Here is a 3,513-nt window from a genome sequence, read left to right on the forward strand (position 1 = left end):
TGGCCATGCTCGCGGCCGGGTTCGCCCTCTGCTACACCTTCCACGGCCTGATCATGCACAGCCTGGAGAACGCCGCCCTGCGCCGCGAGCTTGAGACCGTGCGCGAGGCCCAGCGGATCCTCATCGACCAGATGGAGCGCATGGACGCCCGGGTCGTGGAGGTGGTGGCCACCGTCACCGACGACGCCCTGCGCCGCTCCGAGGAGCTGACCGGCGAGGTCCACATGCTGGAGGACCTGGTCCAGCGCATGGGCCAGAGGCTGGAGGAGCGGATGGTCCAGGCCCCGCTGACCGCCCGCCACGCCCCGCAGCACCGCCAGTCGGCCGCCCTGCTGGAGACCATCCGCGAGGCCCTGGCCGAGAACCGCGTCGACCTCTACCTGCAGCCGGTCGTCGGCCTGCCGCAGCGGCGGACGGTCTTCTACGAGAGCTTCTCGCGCCTGCGCGACGCCACCGGCCGGGTGATGATGCCCGCCGAATACCTGGCCGTGGCCGAGCCCGAGGGCCTGGTCACCTCCATCGACAACCTGCTGCTGTTCCGCTGCGTGCAGATCGTCCGGCGGCTGGCCAAGACCGACAAGAAGATCGGCATCTTCTGCAACATCTCCACCTCCAGCCTGGCCGACGACAGCTTCTTCCCGCAGTTCCTCGACCTGCTGGCCGCCAACCGCGACCTGGCCGGCGCGCTGATCTTCGAGCTGGGCCAGGCGGCCTTCGACGCCCGCGGCGCGGTGGAGGCCCGCAACATGGGCAAGCTGGCCGACCTCGGCTTCCGCTTCAGCCTGGACAAGGTCGTGGACCTGGACCTGGACTTCCAGGACCTGGCCCGCTCGGACGTGAAGTTCCTGAAGATCGGGGCCCAGTTCCTGCTGAGCCAGCTTGTGGAGACCGACGAAGGTCTGGTGCTGAAGTCCATGCCCGACCTGGCGGCCCAGGACTTCGCGACCCTGACCCGCCGCTACGGGGTGGAGATCATCGCCGAGAAGGTCGAGGAGGAGCGCCAGATCGTCGACATCCTCGAGCTCGACATCGCCTATGGCCAGGGCCACCTGTTCGGCGAGCCCCGGCCGATCAAGGACGCCGTCCTGGCCGAGACCGATCCCCCCGCCGAGTTCCTGCGCAGCACCCTGCGCCGCCGCGCCGGCGGCGGACGCCACTAAGGCCTAATTCCTCCCCCAGCGCGAAGCGCGGTTCGGGGGAGGTGGATCGTGGCCGGAGGCCGCGAGACGGGAGGGGGTTTGGCCCTTGCCGTCTGCACGGCCCCAGCCCCTTCCACCGCTTCGCGGTCCCCCTCCCCCGGAGGGGGAGGAATTTGGAGCGCATTGACCCGCCGGGCCAGCGCCTTTACCGCCCGATCCCATGACCAAGCTGATCTCCGGACTCTCCGCCCTCACCGACCGCTACGACGTGATCCTCTCCGATGTCTGGGGGGTGATCCACAATGGGCGCGAAAGCTTCCCCGCCGCCTGCGGGGCGCTCGCCCGCTGGGGCGAGACCAAGGGACCGGTGGTGCTGATCTCCAACTCGCCGCGGCCATCCCACTCGGTGGTCCCGCAGCTGGACAGCCTGGGGGTCCAGAGGGCGACGTGGCAGGCCTTCGTCACCTCCGGCGACGCCACCCGGGTGCTGCTGGGCGAGCGGGCGCCGGGCCCGGCCTGGACCGTCGGCCCCGACCGCGACGCCCCGCTCTATGAGGGCCTGGGCCTGGCCTATGCGGGCCATACCGACGCCGCCTTCATCTCGGTGACCGGCCCCTATGACGACGAGGTCGAGGGCCCCGGCGACTACCAGGAGCGCTTCGAGGCCGCCGCCCGCCGGGGCCTGACCATGATCTGCGCCAATCCCGACATCGTGGTGCAGCGGGGCGACCGGCTGATCTATTGCGGCGGGGCGCTGGCCCAGCTGTATTCCAGCCTCGGCGGCGAGGTGCTGATGGCCGGCAAGCCCTACGCGCCGATCTACGACCTGTGCCTGGTGGAAGCCGAGCGGCTGCTGGGCCGGCCGGTGGACCGGGCCCGGGTGCTCTGCATCGGCGATGGCCTGCCCACCGACGTCAAGGGCGCCAACGACCAGGGCCTGGACGTGCTGTTCGTCGCCAGCGGCATCCACGGCGCCGAGACCATCGGCCCCGACGGCCTCGACGCCAAGGCCGTGGAGGACCTGCTGGCCGCCGACGGCCTGACGGCGACCTACGCGATCGCCGACCTGGTCTGGTAGCAAGCTGCAATTCCTCCCCCAGCGCGCAGCGCGGTCGGGGGAGGTGGATCGTGGCCGCAGGCCGCGAGACGGAAGGGGTTCGGGCCGCGGAACCGGCACAGCCCTAGCCCCCTCCACCGCTTCGCGGTCCCCCTCCCCCGATGGGGGAGGAACTCAGCGGCCCCTACTTCACCCGCTTGAGCGTGCTCGGCAGGGCGTCGGGCAGGGGCTTCATGTCGCCGTCCAGAACCTTCAGCGCCTCGTCATCACCGACCCGCAGGAAGTGGCGGGCTCCGTTGGGCTTGTCGGGGTCAAGCTCGTAGACCGTGGCGTCCGGGTCGACGGCGTCGCCGCGCAGGGTGCCCCACTTGCCGGTGGTGGTGAAGGGCGCGCCGCGCTCCAGATAGGTCTCCACCAGCCGGTAGGTCCCGTCGCCGGAATAGGGGGCGTCGCGGGTCAGGGTCAGGTCGGTCTTCAGGCCGGGACAGTCGGCGCAGGGCAGCAGGCCCGAGAAGCTCATGGTCAGGGCCTCGGCGGCGGGCGCCGGCGCGGGGGTTCCGGCGGCGGGTGGGGAACAGGCTGCGAGCGCTGTCAGGACGAAGGCCAGGGCCAGGTTTCTCATCATCGCCTCCCGATCGGACTTGCCAGCCTGCCTCGGACGCCCGATCTCGTCCAGGGCTTCGCTTGAGCGCTCAAGGCGGCTAAGGAAGCCGGGGCTGAAGGAACCGCGCGTGCAGGGACTGTTCTTCGAAGATCTGAGCCTCGGCCAGTCGGCCGAGACCACAAAGGTTGTCACCGCCAATGACGTGGAGGCCTTCGCCGCCGTCTCGGGCGACACCAATCCCGTCCATCTGGACGAGGACTACGCCAAGACCACCACCTTCCAGACCCGCATCGCGCACGGCATGCTGTCGGGCGCCTATATCTCGGCGGTGATCGGCACGAAGCTGCCGGGCCCGGGGTCCATCTATCTGTCGCAGTCGATGCGTTTCCGCCGGCCGGTGAAGCTGGGGGACGCCGTGGTGACCCGGGTGACGATCCAGGCCCTGGACGAAGCCCGCGGCCACGCGACCCTGGCCACCCTCTGCCAGGTGAACGGCAAGACCGTGGTGGACGGCGAGGCCGTGATCATGGTCCCCCGGAAGGGCGCCTGAGCCCCATGCGTATCGTCGACGGCTGGAAGGACCTGGCGGAGAGCGACCGCGGCGCGGCCGTGGCGCTGGGCAATTTCGACGGCGTGCATCGCGGCCACCAGAGCGTCATCGCGCTGGCCGCCAAGGCCGCGGGCCAGCTCAAGGCGCCCCTGGGGGTGATCAG

4 protein-coding genes and 1 pseudogene are annotated in these 3,513 nt (G+C 70.6%); 4 read left to right on the plus strand and 1 reads right to left on the minus strand.

The window, feature by feature from the left end; all coding sequences use genetic code 11:
• Together Q7T09_RS03610 and Q7T09_RS03615 are read left to right on the plus strand one after the other, a co-directional pair.
• On the plus strand, positions 1 to 1,160 hold a 1,160-nt coding region (locus Q7T09_RS03610; protein WP_304697701.1), incomplete at its 5' end, for an EAL domain-containing protein.
• Positions 1,161 to 1,359: 199 nt separating this feature from the next.
• Positions 1,360 to 2,217 carry a TIGR01459 family HAD-type hydrolase gene (locus Q7T09_RS03615; protein ID WP_304697703.1) on the plus strand — a complete coding sequence of 286 codons (858 nt, stop codon included), beginning with the start codon at positions 1,360 to 1,362 and terminating at the stop codon, positions 2,215 to 2,217.
• A gap of 163 nt (positions 2,218 to 2,380) precedes the next feature.
• On the opposite strand, the gene Q7T09_RS03620 is transcribed toward Q7T09_RS03615, so the two are convergent.
• Positions 2,381 to 2,818 carry a copper resistance protein NlpE gene (locus tag Q7T09_RS03620; protein ID WP_304697704.1) on the minus strand — a complete coding sequence of 146 codons (438 nt, stop codon included), beginning with the start codon at positions 2,816 to 2,818 and terminating at the stop codon, positions 2,381 to 2,383.
• A 109-nt stretch (positions 2,819 to 2,927) separates the two neighbouring features.
• Here Q7T09_RS03620 and Q7T09_RS03625 point away from each other — a divergent pair, with 109 nt between their 5' ends.
• Positions 2,928 to 3,350 carry a MaoC family dehydratase gene (locus Q7T09_RS03625; RefSeq protein ID WP_304697706.1) on the plus strand — a complete coding sequence of 141 codons (423 nt, stop codon included), beginning with the start codon at positions 2,928 to 2,930 and terminating at the stop codon, positions 3,348 to 3,350.
• Positions 3,351 to 3,355: 5 nt separating this feature from the next.
• Positions 3,356 to 3,513 (plus strand): annotated as a pseudogene (locus Q7T09_RS03630) (bifunctional riboflavin kinase/FMN adenylyltransferase); the annotation flags it as partial.

The sequence above is a fragment of the Phenylobacterium sp. genome (assembly GCF_030645195.1).
Taxonomy (GTDB): Bacteria; Pseudomonadota; Alphaproteobacteria; order Caulobacterales; family Caulobacteraceae; genus Phenylobacterium.